Source organism: Tamlana crocina (assembly GCF_012037625.1).
In genome coordinates this window covers 1-441 of the sequence record NZ_JAAVJS010000258.1, presented here as the reverse complement: position 1 = coordinate 441, position 441 = coordinate 1, and the positions used below count along the sequence as shown (strand labels likewise).

Sequence of the window (441 nt, the reverse complement as noted above, 5' to 3'; positions counted from 1 at the left end):
ATGCTTTTTTTGGAGGCATAGGTGGAGATGACCTGCTTTAGCATTACCGCTTCATCGGGAATTCCCGGGCCGGGGGAAAGCATGATCTTATCATATTTCTCGATTTCCTCAAGATCCAGCTCATCATTCCGTCGCACAGTCACCCTACAATCCAGTTCCTCGAGATAATGGACGAGATTGTAAACGAAGGAATCGTAATTGTCTATTACAAGAACTGTAGTTTTCTCCCCGAAGGGGAGGGAATTTTTTGAGTTATTGTCGTTATTTTTCATTTTTATTCTTCTTAATTCTCCTCCTTTTTAAGGAGGGTGTGCGCGACAGGCGAACAGGGTGGTTTAACTCCCCTCCTTCGGAGGGGTCGGGGGAGGATTACGAAGATATCGAAGGTTTCTCTAAAGCAGCAACAATAGCCGAAGTTCAAAAGCAGGATTACAAACTCAC

Annotated in this window: 1 protein-coding gene; it reads right to left on the bottom strand. The window is 44.7% G+C overall.

Annotation, left to right across the window (positions count from 1 at the left end):
• Nucleotides 1-272, bottom strand: a 272-nt coding sequence (locus HC176_RS16615) for an aminodeoxychorismate/anthranilate synthase component II (RefSeq protein ID WP_167920117.1), incomplete at its 3' end; no start/stop codon positions are given.
• Nucleotides 273-441: the final 169 nt, after the last annotated feature.